The sequence below is a fragment of the Pantoea sp. F_5 genome (genome assembly GCF_008631595.1).
Classification (GTDB): domain Bacteria; phylum Pseudomonadota; class Gammaproteobacteria; order Enterobacterales; family Enterobacteriaceae; genus Pantoea; species Pantoea gossypiicola.
Map to the genome: position 1 here is coordinate 132,604 of NZ_VWUO01000008.1, position 16,347 is coordinate 148,950.

The 16,347-nt window shown below is 56.5% G+C and carries 13 protein-coding genes and 1 pseudogene; 7 read left to right on the plus strand and 7 right to left on the minus strand.

The annotated features are described in order from the left end of the window. Window positions 1-18: 18 nt before the first annotated feature. Window positions 19-360: a hypothetical protein gene (locus F3I44_RS12700; protein ID WP_150011953.1), complete on the minus strand. Its 342-nt coding sequence runs from the start codon at window positions 358-360 to the stop codon at window positions 19-21. Window positions 361-1,060: 700 nt separating this feature from the next. Here F3I44_RS12700 and F3I44_RS12705 point away from each other — a divergent pair. The 3 genes from F3I44_RS12705 to F3I44_RS12715 all read left to right on the plus strand — a co-directional run bounded on the left by F3I44_RS12705 (window position 1,061) and on the right by F3I44_RS12715 (window position 4,216). After that, window positions 1,061-1,720: a response regulator gene (locus F3I44_RS12705; RefSeq protein ID WP_003855687.1), complete on the plus strand. Its 660-nt coding sequence runs from the start codon at window positions 1,061-1,063 to the stop codon at window positions 1,718-1,720. Continuing rightward, entirely contained in the window at window positions 1,717-3,072 is a 1,356-nt protein-coding gene (locus F3I44_RS12710) for a HAMP domain-containing sensor histidine kinase (protein WP_150011955.1), read from the plus strand. Before F3I44_RS12705 ends, F3I44_RS12710 begins: the two co-directional genes overlap by 4 nt. A 277-nt stretch (window positions 3,073-3,349) precedes the next feature. Continuing rightward, window positions 3,350-4,216 (plus strand): nucleoside-specific channel-forming protein Tsx, encoded by an 867-nt coding sequence (locus F3I44_RS12715; RefSeq protein WP_150011957.1) that lies wholly within the window; start codon window positions 3,350-3,352, stop codon window positions 4,214-4,216. A 123-nt stretch (window positions 4,217-4,339) separates the two neighbouring features. On the opposite strand, the gene yjdN is transcribed toward F3I44_RS12715, so the two are convergent. Continuing rightward, window positions 4,340-4,777, minus strand: a complete 438-nt coding sequence (yjdN, locus tag F3I44_RS12720; protein ID WP_150011959.1) for a VOC family metalloprotein YjdN — start codon at window positions 4,775-4,777, stop codon at window positions 4,340-4,342. A gap of 73 nt (window positions 4,778-4,850) precedes the next feature. After that, window positions 4,851-5,747 carry a LysR family transcriptional regulator gene (locus F3I44_RS12725; protein WP_150011961.1) on the minus strand — a complete coding sequence of 299 codons (897 nt, stop codon included), beginning with the start codon at window positions 5,745-5,747 and terminating at the stop codon, window positions 4,851-4,853. Window positions 5,748-5,861: 114 nt separating this feature from the next. On the opposite strand from F3I44_RS12725, the gene F3I44_RS12730 reads away from it, so the two are divergent. From F3I44_RS12730 to abgT, 3 genes are all read left to right on the plus strand, one after another. After that, the gene (locus tag F3I44_RS12730) at window positions 5,862-7,172 is read left to right on the plus strand and encodes an amidohydrolase (protein WP_150011963.1); all 1,311 of its coding nucleotides are present in this window, start codon (window positions 5,862-5,864) and stop codon (window positions 7,170-7,172) included. Continuing rightward, entirely contained in the window at window positions 7,172-8,614 is a 1,443-nt protein-coding gene (locus F3I44_RS12735) for a M20 family metallopeptidase (RefSeq protein WP_150012089.1), read from the plus strand. Before F3I44_RS12730 ends, F3I44_RS12735 begins: the two co-directional genes overlap by 1 nt. Window positions 8,615-8,774: 160 nt before the next feature. Beyond that, on the plus strand, window positions 8,775-10,292 hold the full coding sequence (gene abgT, locus F3I44_RS12740; RefSeq protein ID WP_150011965.1) for a p-aminobenzoyl-glutamate transporter: 1,518 nt from the start codon (window positions 8,775-8,777) through the stop codon (window positions 10,290-10,292). Window positions 10,293-10,373: 81 nt separating this feature from the next. Here abgT and nadS read toward each other — a convergent pair. Further along, window positions 10,374-10,493: pseudogene (gene nadS / locus F3I44_RS23735) on the minus strand (NadS family protein); the annotation flags it as partial. A 366-nt stretch (window positions 10,494-10,859) separates the two neighbouring features. Between nadS and F3I44_RS12745 the strand changes: the two are divergent. After that, on the plus strand, window positions 10,860-12,269 hold the full coding sequence (locus F3I44_RS12745) for an MFS transporter (protein WP_150011967.1): 1,410 nt from the start codon (window positions 10,860-10,862) through the stop codon (window positions 12,267-12,269). Between the two features lie 46 nt (window positions 12,270-12,315). Here the strand turns inward: F3I44_RS12745 and F3I44_RS12750 are convergent, their stop codons facing one another. Genes F3I44_RS12750 through F3I44_RS12760 form a run of 3 tightly spaced genes read right to left on the minus strand, consistent with a single transcriptional unit; the run spans window position 12,316 to window position 16,158 of the window. Beyond that, a complete protein-coding gene (locus tag F3I44_RS12750) occupies window positions 12,316-13,626 on the minus strand; it encodes a cytochrome c (RefSeq protein ID WP_150011969.1) in 1,311 nt (436 codons plus the stop codon). Window positions 13,627-13,636: 10 nt separating this feature from the next. After that, window positions 13,637-15,421: a GMC family oxidoreductase gene (locus F3I44_RS12755; RefSeq protein ID WP_150011971.1), complete on the minus strand. Its 1,785-nt coding sequence runs from the start codon at window positions 15,419-15,421 to the stop codon at window positions 13,637-13,639. Between the two features lie 2 nt (window positions 15,422-15,423). Then, a complete protein-coding gene (locus tag F3I44_RS12760) occupies window positions 15,424-16,158 on the minus strand; it encodes a gluconate 2-dehydrogenase subunit 3 family protein (RefSeq protein ID WP_150011973.1) in 735 nt (244 codons plus the stop codon). Window positions 16,159-16,347: the final 189 nt, after the last annotated feature.

Sequence of the window (16,347 nt, forward strand, 5' to 3'; positions counted from 1 at the left end):
TAGTCATGGAGACTAACTTCACCAGGTACATTGACCACCAAAACTATTCCCGGCATTGCTGTTTCCAGAATTATTAAAACATGAACCAATACCACCACCAATGGCACTTGCCACAGCTGAGCCCGGACCACCTGCTGAACCACCAACCATCCCGCCGAGAATACCATTGAGGCATCCCGCAATTTCAGGATGAGCAGCTACGACCTGTACTACGCCATTACTCGGTCCAAATAGATTACTGGAACTACCCAACTTATTACCATGCTGGCTCGCATAAGAAGACGCTCCAGCATAGGCAGGGTCATATGCACCGCTTGCACCTGTAACTAAAAGACATTGATTATTTTCTAATATTTTCATTTAACAAATTCCTTCTGTTTTTTTATCTTTAGCAATCTCTATTGCCAGCACTTTTATATCAATTCAGTTTTTTATGATCAAATACTTATTATCCTTAATAAAATTCAGCAAAAAACAATTAATATCAAATAGATTCATGGAGATAAACGGTTGTTTTTGAGCTCCTGCCTGTCTTTTTATCTTGCAAGAACATTAATATTTATGTAATTTTGTGATATCGAGCACAATTCGTTCGCAGAGTTAATTTTCATTGCATAGTTTTAACATTTTTGCGCTGAATTTGATTATCGAAAATGAAGTCCATATTTAATAAAAATTATTTTAATGTAATTGTGTAATTAAATAACTCCTGCAGATTCTGGATAGTGTTTACTTAATAATGAAAACATCAAAATTTCATCCTGAAACATGTGGTTTTGCCCTCGTTTAATTTGGTGAATACGGGTAGGGTTCTGATTGAGCACTGTAGATGCAGCCAACGCCGCGACAGTGCGAAGTATGACGGCCGCGGTCCGCCAAAATAATTCGTGCTGTAGCAAGGCGGCAAATGCGCGAATCCCCAGGAGCTGAAATTGGTCAGTGACTGGGGTGAGCAAAAGCAGCCAACGCCGCGACAGTGCGAAGTATGACGGCGGAAGGATAATTCTGGCCTAACAATTGGTGAGTAAACTCTCTCTTATCTTTATGAAGGAGATCAGCCATGCGCGTGTTACTGGTTGAAGATGATGAAATGATCGGCGCGAACCTGCAGCAGGCACTGCAGGGCGCGGGCTGGTCAGTAGATTGGGTGCGCGATGGCGTTTATGCCCAAAATGCCTGGAGCGAAGGCGGCTACAGTTGCGTGCTACTCGATCTCGGCTTACCGCGCGATGACGGTCTGCAGGTGCTGCGCCGGGCGCGCGGCCGCGGCGACGCGACGCCAGTGCTGATTCTTACCGCGCGCGACACGGTCGCGCAGCGGATACAGGGACTCGATAGCGGTGCGGACGACTACCTGCTTAAACCGTTCGATCTCCAGGAAGTGATGGCCCGGATGCGCGCCATTACGCGACGCAGCCACGGTGCAGCAGACTCGGTGCTGGGCAGCGGCGATGTCCAACTGGATATGATGACCCGCGAGGTGCTCTACAAAGGCCAGCGCGAGCAGCTGACGGCACGGGAATATGCCCTGCTCTACGCGCTGCTGGAGCGGCCGGGTGCTATTCTGTCGCGTGAGCAGCTGGAAAACCGTATCTACGGCTGGGGCGATGAAGTCAGCAGCAACGCGGTCGATGTGCTGATCCACGGGATGCGGCGTAAGCTGGACAACGACGTGATCCGTAACGTGCGCGGACTGGGCTGGCGGGTTCCGGCAATATGAAACCTTTCACCTTTATGCGCTCACTGCGCAACAAACTTCTCTCTACCCTGCTGATTATTCATCTGCTGATGATCGGCGGCGTCACCTGGTATTTTTTCAGCTGCTACGGCGATATGGTCGGCACAATGAAGGACGATCAGCTGGCAAAAATCGCTGATGCCTGGTCCACCAATAAACAGATGCCCGCCCTGATGCCAATGCTTATCGCGCCGGACAAGGCAAAGAGCGCCTTTGTGGTTCAGCTCTGGGACGATCAGGGCCAGTTGCGGGCCAGCTCATGGCCGGAGTTGCAGGCCCCGCTGCAAAATCAGCGCGGGTATCACGATGTGCATGTGGGACAGTGCGACGACTGCGAATGGCGTATTTTTACCCGGCCCGGCATGCCCGGCAGCGAGATTAAAACCATCCAGGTCATGCACAACCTCAGCTACATGAAAGCCTCGATGGTGAAGCGGGCGCTGTCGGCGATCATTCCGATGATCCTGATGATGCCGCTGTCGCTGCTGGTGATCTGGCTGGTGGTGCGTAAGATCACGCGCGATCTGCAGGTCGCTTCACGGCAGATTGCGGCGCAGGAAACCCATCATCCACATAATGTCTCACCGGAGGGCTTACCGGATGAGATTCTGCCGCTGGTAGCCGCTTACAACTCGCTGCTGAGTAAGCTACGTGACGCCTGGTCGTCGCAGCGTCAGTTCCTGGAAGATGCTGCCCATGAGCTGCGTACACCAGTAACAGCGGTGACGTTACAACTGGAAAATTTGCGTCAGCACATCCAGCCCGGCGAAGCGAGCCGTCAGTTCAGCCAGCTGGAAGCGGGCGTCACGCGTACCCGGCACCTGGTCACACAGTTACTCAATGTCTCACGCCAGGATGACCAGAGCGTGGTGGCCAGTGTGGAGCATATTGAGCTGGAAGATCTGCTGAAAGAGAGCATTGAGCAGCTGATGGTGGTGGCGGACAAACGCGGCATTGATATCGGCTTTAATGGCTCAACGCAGTACCGTCTGCAGGCCAGCCGTTCCGAATTGCGCAGCCTGTTCGATAACCTGATCGGTAACGCTATGTTGCACACGCCGGAAGGCAGCCTGGTCGATGTGCTACTGCATCGGGTCGCGGGCAAAACGGTGGTCGATATTGTCGATAATGGACCGGGCATGCCGGAATCCTTTATCGAACGCGCGTTCGACCGTTTTACCCGTTCGCCTGATGTCAAAGCCCAGGGCAGCGGGCTGGGACTTTCCATTGTGCGTAACGTCGCACAGAAACATCAGATTCACGTCGCCCTTTCCAACTGCCTGACGCCACAGGGGGCTGTTTGTGGTTTGCAGGTTCGCGTCACCCTTCCCTGATCCCGCCTGTTTGATCACGAACCAGACAACGTAAACGGTTGCCTGGTTCCGTTCGATCCCGGTCATTATTGTGAAGCGCATCACATTTTAGCTGAATTGTAATGCAACACTTTTTGACAAACGTGAGCAAAATCTATTTTCTATCGATCTGTTACAGGCACGCTACGCGGGCTGAAGAACTGGCTGTTTTTTGCTGAATACCTCACTCCCCTCCAGGGACCGACTTCTCTCTGACTGCGTCTGCTGTGCGGCGGTCAAAAGCATGTGGCTGATGATAATGAAATTTAAAACGTTGATAGCAGGTGCCGTGCTGGCATGTTCATTGAGTGGTGCTGCGCAGGCTGCTGAAAGCGATCCGCAGTACCTCTCCGACTGGTGGCATCAGAGCGTTAACGTGGTAGGCAGCTACCACACGCGTTTCGGACCGCAGTTTAACAACGACGTTTATCTGGAATATGAAGCGTTTGCGAAGAAAGAGTGGTTCGATTTCTATGGCTATCTGGACGTGCCTAACTTCTTCGGCGTGGGCAACAGCAATGCCAACGGCGTGTTCGACCACGGTTCACCGATGTTTATGGAGATTGAACCGCGCTTCTCTATCGACAAACTGACCGGCACCAGCCTGGCTTTTGGTCCGTTCAAGGAGTGGTATTTCGCCAATAACTATATCTACGATATGGGCCGCAACAGCGACAACCGTCAGAATACCTGGTATATGGGTCTGGGCACCGATATCGATACGCATAGCGATGTCGGCCTGTCGCTGAACGTCTATGCCAAATATCAGTGGGAAAACTATGGCGCGGCGAACGAAAACAGCTGGGATGGCTATCGCTTCAAGGTGAAATACTTCGTGCCTATCACCCAGCTGTGGGGCGGTAATCTGGGCTATGTGGGCTTCACCAACTTCGACTGGGGTTCTGACCTCAACGAGAAAGGCGGTTCATCACGTACCAGCAACTCCATCGCCTCCAGCCACATTCTGTCACTGGGTTACGATCACTGGCATATTTCTGCGGTGGCGCGTTACTTCCACAACGGCGGACAGTGGGCAGATGGTCAGGAGCTGAACTTCGGCAAAGGACCATTTGAAGTGAAATCGACTGGCTGGGGTTACTACCTGGTGGCGGGTTATAACTTCTGATAATGATAACGGGCGGCTGAAAAAAGCGCCCGTTGCGCAGGAAAACTGGCCTGGGGCGTTAATTCCTCCAGGCCAGCTTTTGAGAGGCAGGTTTAACAACTCAGTCCTGCATCTTACCTTCGGTTATTCCTGTGGCTTCTCAACGTTGATGCGCCATGGAATGTTGAACTTATCAATGAACATCGCGAATCCGTTCGACCAGAATGTCTCCTGCCACTCCGTTGTCACCTTGCCGCCTGCCGACAATTTCTCAAACCAGGCTTTGCCCTCTTCAACATCATTGGTAGAAAGACTGACCGCGTAACCGGCATGTTCAGACGCGGGCGGCTTCTCAGTGTTGCCGTCGCTCAGCATCAGCTCACCGTCACCGATACGCAGCTGGGCATGCATGATCTTTTCTGGCGGCTGCGGCGCTGCGGACTGATCGCCGACCTGCTCACCCTGATCCGGCATGTCACCAAATTTCATTTTGGAGAGCAGCTCTCCCCCGGTCGCCTGCAGGTAAAAGTCGATAGCCTCTTCACAACGGCCATAGAGAAACAGATAAGGACTGACTTGCATCGTAACCTCTATTTGTCGGGTGGATTTTTTACAGTACCTCTACAGTGTAGACGATCGGCTTTACTCACTGATTTTAATGACAATAACGCCGAAAGAGTTGCGCCATATAACTGCTCATCGGCGTCAACGCGGTGTCTTTGCGCTGGATCAGGTAGAAGATCGCTTTCGGCAGAGGCTCGTCGAGCGTCAGCGCCACCAGCGACCGCCCCAGAATGGGATCGTCAATCACGTCGACCGACAGAATGCTGATGAAATCGCTTTGCGCCACCAGGCTGGTGCAGGCCATAAAGGTTTCACAGGTCACCACGATTTTGGGTGCCATGCCGCGCTCGCCAAACAAATCGTGCAGCAGGCGATAGTAACTCCCTTTCGGCGTTGGCATCGTCCAGTCCGCCTGCTGTAACGCCGCCAGAGAACGGGCCTTTTCCAGCGGGTGGCCTTTACGCACCACCACTTTATACTCGCGCTCCATTACCCTTTCATACATCAGCTCCTGATCGAGATGGCTCTGATCGTAGGTGTTGATGGTGAAATCGAGCGCCCCCTGACGCAGTTCATGCACCATCGACACCAGCTGGCCTTCAACGATGCGTACCTTAACCAGCGGGTATTCGCGATGAAACTGGTTTATCACCTGCGGCATGATGGTGCGCGCCACGCTGCCACCCACGCCGATGTTCACCTGACCGCCACCCAGCCCCAGTCGCTGCTGGATATCCTCTTCTGCAACCCGCAGCTCAGCCAGCACCAGGCTGGCATGGCGAAAAAAGTTATCACCGATATCGGTCAGTACCACGCCCTGCTGGCGGCGGATAAACAGCTTTGCTCCCAGCTCTCGCTCCAGTTCCTGAATCGCTTTGGTTAACGCCGGTTGCGACAGCCCGGAAAGACGGCTTGCCGCCCGGATACTGCCCTGTCGCGCCACGTCAGTGAAGGCACGCAGCTGATGAAGTTTGAGATTGGCAGACATAGTTTTGCGATAACCGTTGTTTATCAGTCACAAGATATTCGCATCTTATGCCGCCCAGTACCATTGTGTAGATTCGACGCAGTGCATAAAAAATCAACAATGAGGAGAGAGCCGATGAAATCCCTTTCAGACCGCATCAGCGCCCTGCTGCCACAGCTGCAACAGTGGCGTCGCGACTTCCATCACTACGCCGAATCGGGCTGGCTGGAGTTCCGCACCGCGACGTTAGTCGCAGAAGAACTGCATAAGCTCGGTTATCAACTGAAGCTGGGCCGTGAGGTCGTCGATGCCGATGCGCGGATGGGCTTGCCCGACGAAGCCATACTGAAGCAGCAGGAGGCACGTGCGTTGCAACAGGGCGCGCTGCCGCAGTGGATCAGTCACTTCTCCGGTGGATTCTGCGGCATCGTGGCGACGCTTGAGACCGGCCGTCCCGGTCCGGTGATGGGCTTCCGGGTCGATATGGATGCACTGGATCTCAATGAAAGCCAGGCAGCCGATCATCTGCCGCAGCGCGAAGGGTTTGTCTCCTGTAACGCCGGGATGATGCACGCCTGCGGCCACGATGGTCATACCACCATTGGGCTGGGCCTCGCCTCAGTGCTGATGGCGATGAAAGATCAGCTCAGCGGCACGATTAAACTGATCTTCCAGCCCGCCGAAGAGGGCGTGCGCGGCGCAAAAGCGATGGTCGCCGCGGGCGTGGTCGATGACGTTGAGCGCTTCACCGCGATTCACATCGGCACCGGCGTGCCGGCAGGCGAAGTGGTCTGCGGCAGCGACAGCTTCCTGGCCACCACCAAGCTGGATGTTCACTTTACCGGCATCGGTGCCCACGCAGGCGGTCGCCCTGAAGAGGGTCGCAATGCCCTGCTGGCCGCCGCACAGGCGACGCTGGCGCTGCATGGCTTAACCCAGCACAGCGGCGGCGTGGCGCGGGTCAACGTGGGCGTGCTGCAGGCCGGAACCGGCCGCAACGTAGTGCCTGACTGCGCTCTGCTGAAGGTCGAAACCCGTGGCGTGACCAATCAGGTTAACGACGATATTTATCAGCAGGCGCTGCGGGTGATTGCCGGTGCAGCAGCGATGTATGGCGTTGAGCAGGAAGTTTCGCTGATGGGTGCTGCGCGAAGCTGTACCCCGACGCAGCCGTGGGTCGATTTCATCCATCAGCAGGCGGACGCGCTCGGTATCTTCGACTCGGTGGTCGATCGTAAAGCGCAGGCGGCAGGATCAGAAGATGCGACCTACATGATGGAGCGGGTAAAAGAGCGCGGCGGTCAGGCCTCTTACGTCATTTTTGGCTGTGAGCTGGCGGCGGGTCATCACAATGCGAAATTCGACTTTGATGAGCGGGTGATGCCGGACGCCATCACGCTGCTGGCAACCCTGGCGCTGAACCAGGCGCAGTTTGGGGGCTCATGATGATGGAAGACTTTATTGCCGACTATATCAATCGTCATCAGCTTCGTTTCAGCACGCTCAGCGACGCCATCTGGGACACGCCTGAGACCCGCTTCGCCGAGACCCGTTCCTCTGCTCTGCTGGCTGATGCGCTGCAGGAAGAGGGTTTCACAGTAGAGCGCGGCGTGGGGGGCATCGACACCGCCTTTATCGCCAGCGCGGGCAGCGGCAGGCCGGTGATTGCCATCCTCGGCGAGTTTGATGCGCTGGCCGGTCTGAGCCAGCAGTCGGGCTGCGCCCGGCCACAACCGCTGGAAGCCAACGGCAACGGCCATGGCTGCGGTCACAACCTGCTCGGTACGGCAGGCGTTGCTGCAGCCTGCGCCGTGAAAGCGTGGATGGAACAGCATCACACGGGCGGCACGGTTCGCTTTTACGGCTGCCCCGGCGAAGAGGGCGGATCGGGCAAAACCTTTATGGTACGCGAAGGGCTGTTTGACGACGTCGATGCCGCCGTGACCTGGCATCCTGAAGGTTTCAGCGGGATGTTTAATCTGCGGACGCTTGCCAATATACAGGCGGCCTTCAGCTTCAAAGGTGTCGCCGCTCACGCGGCCAACTCACCCCATCTGGGCCGCAGCGCACTGGATGCCGTCACGCTGATGAATACCGGGGCCAACTTCCTGCGCGAGCATATCGTGCAGGAGGCGCGTCTGCATTACGCCATCACCAACAGCGGCGGCGTCTCACCAAATGTGGTGCAGGCCGATGCAGAAGTGCTCTACCTGATTCGCGCCCCGGAACTGCCTCAGGCGCAGGCGATCTATGAGAGAGTCATCAATATCGCCAGGGGCGCAGCGCTGATGACCGATACCACGCTGACCGTGCGTTTTGACAAAGCCTGTTCGGACTACGTGCCTAACCGCGCGCTGGAAGCGGTGATGGAGCGTTATTTGCATCAGTTTGGTTTGCCCGACTACAGCGACGAAGAGCGCGCGTTTGCGGCCGAACTGCGTGCCACCCTGACCGATGACGATCTGCGCAATGCCCGGCTCAATGTCGCCCGCACTGGTGGCGAAGCCGGGTATGCCTGGGCTGAACAGCTGGGCGACAGGCTGTTTATGGATGAGGTTGCGCCCTATGCGGTCACGCGTGAGCTGCTTTATGGCTCCACCGATGTCGGCGATGTCAGCTGGGTAACGCCGACCGCACAGTGCTTTGCGCCCTGCTTTACCTTCGGCACGCCGCTGCACACCTGGCAACTGGTGGCGCAGGGTCGCACCAGTATCGGGCATAAGGGGATGTTTCTGGCGAGTAAAGTGATGGCGGCCACGGTGTTAACGCTGTTAACAGAACCGCAGGCACTGGCTGGCTGCAGGGCCGAGTTCGAACGGGTACGTGGCGCGCAGCCTTATTACTGCCCTATCCCGGCGGGGATCACACCCACAAAACTGGCCGAATGAGCCAATGGCCGTGTCTCTGATACGGACCACTATAAAAAATATTGCAAACACTTCCCTGATTCAGCGGAGCCGAATCTGAACTCACCGCCTGTTGTAGATCACGACAAGCGTCAGACCGGGCCTCCACCGATAAGGGGAACACAAGACGAGAATCAATACCATGGAAGCAACATCCGGGAACCGCAGCCCTGGCCGGCTTTTCAGCTGGATCGAGCGTGTGGGCAATAAAGTACCTAACCCGTTTTTACTGTTTGTCTATTTGATTGTTGTTCTGATGGTGGCGACCGCCGTTATCAGCGCGCTGGACCTGGCGGTAAAAAACCCCAGCAACGGCGAAATTGTCCGGGTGAATAACCTGCTGAGCGTCGCAGGCATTCAGTGGATCCTGCCTAATATCATTAAGAACTTCAGCAGCTTTACCCCGCTGGGTTCGATTCTGGCGCTGGTCATTGGTGCCGGACTGGCAGAAAAGGTCGGCCTGTTACAGTCGCTGATGGTGAAGATGGCGTCGCGCGTCAGCCGTCGTTACGCCAGCTATATGGTGCTGTTTATCGCCTTTTTCAGTCATATCTCCTCGGATGCCGCGCTGGTAGTGATGCCGCCGCTGGGCGCACTGATCTTTCTGGCGGTGGGCCGTCATCCGGTGGCGGGCCTGCTGGCCGCCATTGCCGGTGTGGCCTCAGGCTTTACCGCCAACCTGCTGATTGTCACCACCGATGTGCTGCTCTCGGGGATCAGCACCGAAGCGGCGAAAGCGGTCAGCGACACGGTGCATGTCAGCGTCATCGATAACTGGTTCTTTATGGCCACCTCGGTGATTGTGCTGACGGTTGTGGGCGCGTTGCTGACCGATAAGTTTGTCGAGCCGCGCCTGCCGCAGTGGAAGGGCAATGGTGAGAAGCTGGCGGCACTGACGCCGCTGGAGAACCGCGGCCTGCGGGCCGCCGGGATGGCCGCACTGCTGTTTATCGCCGTGATGGCGCTGCTGGTGGTGCCGGAAAATGCGCCGCTGCGTAACCCCGCTACCGGCGCCATTATTCCCTCGCCGTTTATTCAGGGCATCGTACCGATCATCATTCTGTTCTTCTTTGTGGTCGCCATTGCTTACGGCGTGGTCACCCGGCAGATCCGCCGTCCGGATGATATCCCGCAGCTGCTGGTCGATCCGATGAAGGGCATGGCGGGCTTTATCGTGATGGTCTTTCCGCTCTCGCAGTTCGTGGCGTTCTTTAACTGGAGCAACATGGGCAAGTTCATGGCAATCGGGCTGACCGACGTGCTGGAGAGCGCTGGCGTCAGCGGTGCGCCCGCGTTTCTCGGCCTGATGTTCCTCTCGGCGTTTCTCTGCATGTTTATCGCCAGCGGCTCAGCAATCTGGTCGATTCTCGCCCCGGTCTTCGTGCCGATGTTTATGCTGCTCGGCTTCCATCCCGCCTTTGCCCAGATGATTTTCCGCATCGCCGACTCCGCCGTGCTGCCGCTGGCACCGATGTCGCCGTTTCTGCCGCTGTTCCTGGCCTTTTTGCAGCGCTACCAGAAAGATGCGCAGCTCGGGACCTATTACGTGCTGATCTTCCCCTATCCGCTGGTGTTCTTTATCAGCTGGATAGCACTGCTGGTCGCCTGGTACTGGCTGGGACTGCCGATTGGACCCGGCGTCTGGCCGCAACTGCCTTAAAGTAACGTGCCACCGATGCGGGCATTATCGGTGGCGCTTTCTCGCTTTTCCGGCAGGAGGGATATATGGGCATGGATTGAGTGCCCGAATAGTCTTCACGTCGGCCACCGCATAGCGGGTAACACGACCTGGCTCTTTGGCACCGTTTTTGATCTCAACAGCTTCTTTCAGCGATGCTTTAAGCTCGTCAAAAAAACTCACGTTACACCTCATCTTTCCCTGATTGTGTCAGCTTCTTCAGCTCAGCTTTTCTGCATCCATGAAGAAGATGTAACAAAGCGAGACTATGATAGCGCAATTGTAGCATTTGCATCCATGCGGGCCTGCTACCGCGTTATCGGACTGAGAGACAGCTCTGAGTTTGCAAACAGATCCTGGCCTGATCACAATGCCGGAGTTGGTCTGCGATGAATGGCAAAACCTGCAACGTATCTTGCTAAATCGTCAGCAACGACGCTCTCGGCATTGGCAGATGAATTGATTATTCTGCTATCTCTTCGCTTGCTAACGGTATAAGCCTCTGACCGGCTGCGAGTCGTATCCACATTGCCTGAGGTTCACGCTGATATGACCACCCACTCCACCAGCCTGCCGCCGATGCACGCTTCATTGGCGGCCCGTAACAGCTTAGCCGCGCGCATTGATGCGCTGCCCTCCTCTGCCGGATTATGGCGCTTTATCACGCTGCTGGCGCTGGGCGGTTTTTTTGAACTGTATGACCTGTTTGAAACCGGGTATATCAGCACCGGCCTGCTGTCGGCGGGCGTATTTCACACGGGCGCGGCGGGCGTGCTGGGTTTCTCCGATCAGGCGGCGTTCGCCTCGGCCACCTTCCTGGGTCTGTTTTTCGGTGCCAGCCTGCTGGCCCCCTACGCTGATCGCTTTGGCCGCCGCCTGACCTTTATGTGTGCGCTGCTCTGGTACGGGTTATTTTCGCTGCTGATGGCGTTCCAGCAGAGCGCGGAGATGATCATTCTGTTCCGCTTTCTGGTAGGGATCGGGCTGGGCGTCGAGCTGGTGACCATCGATACTTATCTGTCGGAATGGGTGCCGAGCCATCTGCGCAGCCGCGCTTTTGCCTTCTCCTTTTTCGTGCAGTTTTTGTCGGTGCCTGCGGTGGCTCTGATGTCCTGGTGGCTGATTCCGCAAACACTGCTCAGTCTGGAAGGCTGGCGCTGGGTAGTGATCGCGGGCGCGGTCTGTTCGCTGGTGATCTGGCTGGTGCGCAGAAATCTGCCGGAGTCAGCACGCTGGCTGGCGCAGCAGGATCGTCATCAGGAGGCGCATAAAGTGCTGTCGGTGATGGAGCAACGCTGCGGCATCCCGGCCGGACCCGCGTTTTCAGCTGAAGATGCAGCGGCAAAACTGCCCAAAAAGGGACGCTTCAGTGAAATCTGGTCTCCTGCATACCGCAAGCGCACTCTGATGCTGGTGGTGATGAACTTTTTTCAGGCAATCGGCTTTTTCGGCTTTGGTAACTGGCTGCCTGCGCTATTGTCAGGCCGTGGAGCCACGGTGACGCACAGCCTGCTCTATGCTTTCTTCATCACGCTGGCCTATCCGCTGGGATCGCTGATCTGCAGCCGCTACGCCGACAGGCTGGAGAATAAGTGGCAGATCGTCCTGTCGTCGCTGATGACGGTGGTGTTCGGTACGCTCTTTGCCTTCCAGACGCACCCGGTGCTACTGATCCTCTGCGGCTTCCTGATTACCTGGTCCAACGCCTGGCTGACTTTCAGCTTCCACGCCTATCAGACCGAGATCTTCCCGACCCACATCCGGGCGCGGGCAGTCGGCTTCTGCTACTCCTTCAGCCGCCTCTCAACGGTCTTCAGCAGTATTCTCATTGGGGTGATATTGCAGTACGCAGGAACGGCAGGCGTGATTACCTTTATCGTGCTGAGCATGGTGATGGTGATGCTGTCGGTGGGGATTTACGGGCCGAAAACGCGCGGAATCGATCTGGAGAATATCTAAAAGAAAAGGCCGTCATCCTGATGATGACGGCCTTTTTTACTCTCGCTTATTTGCCTTCCAGCACCCGGATGTCTGCACTGCCCAGACGATCCTTCTCATCTTTACGCAGCGACGCGACCTGTTTCGCGGTCACCGGTTCTGACGCCTTGTTGCCCCAGCTGTTGCGCACGAAGTTCACTACGTCCGCCACCTGCTGATCATTCAGACGCCAGCCGAATGCCGGCATGGTGATGGTCGACGGCGCACCATTGACGCCAGGCAACTGTCCACCCACCAGCACAATGTGGATCAGCGAGGTCGGATCCTCTGCCATCACCACCGGATTACCGCGTAGTGCCGGATAGAAACGTTTATAGCCGCTGCCATCGGTTTTATGGCACGCTGCACAGCTGTCGACGTAGGTCGCCGCACCGGTCTGGCTGTCATCGCCACGCCACAGCGCTTTTGCCGTGGCATCATCCACGCTGAACGCCGCCTGATTCGGGTCTTTTGCACCCAGCGACTTCAGATAGCGCGCAATGGCGGTGATATCGGCCTCGCTCAGGTGCTGCAGACTGTGTTCCACCACGTCGGTCATGCCACCGAACGCGGCGGTGTGATCGTTGCGGCCATAGCGCAGGAACTGACGCAGATCCTCTTCGCTCCAGCGTCCCAGCCCGTCACGGTTGTCACCGCGCAGGTTGCTGGCGGTCCAGCCATCAATCGGTGCGCTGCTGCCCGCCAGATAGTCGCTGCCCTCCTGGTTGGTCAGCGCCTTCTCCTGCATGGTGATGCTGCGTGGTGTGTGACAGGCTCCACAGTGGCCCAGCCCTTCAACCAGATAGCGACCCCGCGCCAGCACCGGATCTTCCTGGGCGGCAGGCTGGAACGCTTTTACATCGGGCGCAAAAATGCCGCGCCAGATCGCCAGCGGCCAGCGCATCGACAGCGGCCAGGGAATGTCGCTCTCCCGGTTTGGCTGCTTAACCGCCGCAACGCCATGCATGAACCAGGCATAAAGCGCCTTCATGTCCTCATCGCTGACCACCGCGTAGGAGGGAAATGGCATCGCCGGATAGAGCGTATCACCATTTTTCGCCACGCCATGACGCACCGCTTTCTGGAAGTCGTCATAGCTGTACTCACCAATACCGGTCGCGCGATCGGGGGTGATGTTGGTGGAGTAGATGGTGCCAATCGGTGTCGCCATCGGCAGACCACCGGCAAAGGGAGCGCCGCCTTTGCTGGTGTGGCAGGCCACACAGTCACCGGCGCGTGCCAGATACTCCCCCCGTTTAACCAGATCGTCCTGGCTGTTATCCGCCAGGGCGGCGAACGACAGGGAGCCGAGAATCAGAGCCAGAATGCCATTTTTCATCGCCATCTCCTTATGCCTGCACCAGTGGACCGGGGTTTTTCAGGTAGTGTTCGCGAATCGCTTTGGCTGACCAGTAGGTCAGCGCCGCCACCATGCCGGTCGGGTTATAACCCAGTCCCTGCGGGAAGGCGGATGCGCCTGGTACAAACACATTTGGCACGTCCCAGCTTTGCAGATAACGGTTCACCGCACTGGTTTTAGGATCGTCGCCCATGATTGCCCCGCCACTGATGTGGGTGGTCTGATACACCGTGGAATCAAAATGGGTGCCCGGCTTTTTCGCGCCGCCGATGATCATCTTCGGATTCATCGCTTCCGCGATATTGCGCATCTTGCCAACCATAAACTGTGCCATTTTGATGTCGTTATCCTGCCAGTCAAAGGTCATGCGCAGCAGCGGCTGCCCATAGGCATCTTTGTAGTTGGGATCGAGATCGAGGTAGTTGGCGCGATAGGACTGGTGCGCGCCGTGCGCATCCATCGACAGATGGTGGGTGTAGGTATCCGCCACCGCCGCTTTCCATTGGCTGCCCCAGTCAGGTGTGCCCGCCGGCACCGGCAGGCCGGAGATCGGTTTGGTGCCCGCCTGGTTGACCCAGAATGGCGAACCGCCGACAAAGCCCAGCGGCCCGTGATCGAAGTTATCTGCGTTGAAATCATCAACCGCCACGCCCGCACCACCCGCGCCGATAAACGGATTGGTCGTGGTGTTTTTATCAAACAGCGCCTTGAGCGTTGAGAGGTTCTGATAGGCGAAGTTGCGGCCTACGGTACCTTCGTTGGTGATCGGGTTGTAGGGTTTACCGATCCCTGACAGCAGCATCAGGTGAACATTATGGAACTGGAAAGCGGAAAGGATCACCAGATCAGCAGGCTGAACCTGCTCGCGACCCTGACCATCCACATAGGTCACGCCAGTTGCGCGCGTTTTGTCATCGCTGAGATTGACCCGCAGTACATAAGAGTTGTTGCGCAGCTCAAATTTCGGCTCCTGACGCAGCGCGGGCAGAATGTTGACGTTAGGCGACGCTTTGGAATACATGTAGCAGGCGTAGCCGCTGCAGTATCCGCAGAAGTTGCACGGACCCATCTGCGCGCCATAGGTATTGGTATAAGGACCCGAAGTATTGGCGGACGGCAGATCGTAAGGGTGATAACCAACCGACTCGGCCGCCTGAGCAAACAGTTGCGCCGAGTATGTTCGCTTCTGCGCGGGCAGCGGGAAGTTATCGGAGCGATCCGGCGCAAACGGGTTGCCGCCTTTATCTTTGCCGACCACTTTCCCCTTGATGCTCCAGGCGCTGCCGGAGGTGCCAAAGACTTTCTCTGCCTTGTCGAAGAACGGCTCCAGCTCATCGTAGCTGACGCCGAAATCCTGAATCGTCATGCCCTCCGGGATAAAGTTCTTACCATAGCGCTCTTCGTAATGGCTACGCATCCGCAGTTCAATCGGGTCAACGCGGAAATGGACGCCTGACCAGTGCAGACCTGCGCCACCGGTGCCGGTGCCAGGCAGAAACGCCGCCAGCTGGCGATAGGGAACAGCCGTCTGCGAGGCGTCATGACGAATGGTTACGGTGCTTTTAGAGAGATCCTGGAACAGCTTTTTGCGGACGTTATAGGTCAGCTCATCAATGGACTGCGGATAGGAGCCATCAGGATAGGTATCGCGATGCGGTCCGCGCTCCAGCGCCAGTACGTTAAGACCCGCTTCGGTCAGCTCTTTCGCCATAATCGCGCCTGCCCAGCCGAAGCCGACAATCACCGCATCCACTTTTTTCATTTCGTTAGCCATGCTTAGCTTCTCTCCCCGCGAATCGACACTGACGGGAACGGATATCGTTCTCCGCGCTCTACCCAGTCCATAAAGTCGGCGCGTGCGCCAGGGAAGTTGATCAGCTTCCAGCCGACCATGCCCTGATTCCCGCCGTGGATGGGATCGCTGAAGAAGCCTTCACGGGTGTTCTGCAGCAGGAAGCTGAAGAAGACTTTTGCTGGCAGCTGGCTGAATTCCGCACTGCCACTTTCCATCGCCTGCAGTAAGGCATCCTGCTGCTCGCCGCTGAGCTGGGCGAACACCTTACCGTGCTGCTTTTTACTGTAGCTGTCGGCATCGGCCAGCCCGAGACGATAGATCTGCTGAGGTACCAGCGGCAGCTGATAGCCCAGCTCTTTCGGCAGATCGGGATTAAACGGCCCCTGCATATACCAGTTCGAACCCGTGGCATATGGCGTGTTCATCTGACGATCGATAAACTCCGGCACGCCAGCTTCCAGCGCACCCGGCCCGCGTTCATCGCAGGGGATCAGCCGAGCTACGGCGGCAGTAATAAAGGCAAACTCTTCGGCGGTAAACCAGGCTGGCTGGTAGTCACGCGCCTGCTGTGGACCCGCCGGGGTTTCAGCCGCCTGTGCGGCGAGCGGCAGAGAGAGCGCGCCCATCGCTGTGGAACCTACCGCCATTGCAGGCGCAAGGGTAATCGTCTTCAGCAAAAAATCCCTGCGTGAATGACCTTTTTTTTGTTCTGACATGACATTGCCTCATTCCCGCTATCGTGAGCGGTATGAAAAAGTAGAGGGTTGCGTTGTAATGGTTTTTATAAGCAAATTCAGGGCGACAGATTTTTGTTACCGGTAACAAAGCGCCATATTGTAACACTGCCATTCACAAAGATTTAGTTCCACGAAACAAAACCGCACAATTTCATTAACATCTATCAT

Coding starts and splice junctions, on each gene's coding strand:
- F3I44_RS12700 (WP_150011953.1), bottom strand. CDS start 360: ATGAAAATATTAGAAAATAATCAATGTCTTTTAGTTACAGGTGCAAGC.
- F3I44_RS12705 (WP_003855687.1), top strand. CDS start 1,061: ATGCGCGTGTTACTGGTTGAAGATGATGAAATGATCGGCGCGAACCTG.
- F3I44_RS12710 (WP_150011955.1), top strand. CDS start 1,717: ATGAAACCTTTCACCTTTATGCGCTCACTGCGCAACAAACTTCTCTCT.
- F3I44_RS12715 (WP_150011957.1), top strand. CDS start 3,350: ATGAAATTTAAAACGTTGATAGCAGGTGCCGTGCTGGCATGTTCATTG.
- yjdN (WP_150011959.1), bottom strand. CDS start 4,777: ATGCAAGTCAGTCCTTATCTGTTTCTCTATGGCCGTTGTGAAGAGGCT.
- F3I44_RS12725 (WP_150011961.1), bottom strand. CDS start 5,747: ATGTCTGCCAATCTCAAACTTCATCAGCTGCGTGCCTTCACTGACGTG.
- F3I44_RS12730 (WP_150011963.1), top strand. CDS start 5,862: ATGAAATCCCTTTCAGACCGCATCAGCGCCCTGCTGCCACAGCTGCAA.
- F3I44_RS12735 (WP_150012089.1), top strand. CDS start 7,172: ATGATGGAAGACTTTATTGCCGACTATATCAATCGTCATCAGCTTCGT.
- abgT (WP_150011965.1), top strand. CDS start 8,775: ATGGAAGCAACATCCGGGAACCGCAGCCCTGGCCGGCTTTTCAGCTGG.
- F3I44_RS12745 (WP_150011967.1), top strand. CDS start 10,860: ATGACCACCCACTCCACCAGCCTGCCGCCGATGCACGCTTCATTGGCG.
- F3I44_RS12750 (WP_150011969.1), bottom strand. CDS start 13,626: ATGAAAAATGGCATTCTGGCTCTGATTCTCGGCTCCCTGTCGTTCGCC.
- F3I44_RS12755 (WP_150011971.1), bottom strand. CDS start 15,421: ATGGCTAACGAAATGAAAAAAGTGGATGCGGTGATTGTCGGCTTCGGC.
- F3I44_RS12760 (WP_150011973.1), bottom strand. CDS start 16,158: ATGTCAGAACAAAAAAAAGGTCATTCACGCAGGGATTTTTTGCTGAAG.